The sequence below is a fragment of the Alkalibacterium sp. s-m-28 genome (assembly GCF_054658175.1).
Genome location: NZ_BAAGIQ010000534.1, coordinates 1 through 206 on the forward strand (window position 1 = coordinate 1; position 206 = coordinate 206).

Here is a 206-nt window from a genome sequence, read left to right on the forward strand (position 1 = left end):
GTGTGTTAAGGGTAAGTGGTGTTGTTTCGTGTTGATCAGCTGTCTAGTTTTGAGAGAACAACGTTCTCCAGTTTAATAGAAGAGTCACTGTGCGGTGACGATGGCGGGAAGGATCCACCTGTTCCCATTCCGAACACAGCCGTTAAGCTTCCCAGCGCCGAGGATAGTGAAGGGTTTCCCTTTGTGAAAGCAGGACGTTGCCGTGC

The 206-nt window shown here is 50.5% G+C and carries 1 rRNA gene; it reads left to right on the forward strand.

Annotation, left to right across the window (positions count from 1 at the left end):
- The first annotated feature begins 90 nt into the window (after positions 1–90).
- Positions 91–206, forward strand: a 5S ribosomal RNA gene (gene rrf / locus ACYQ4S_RS13160).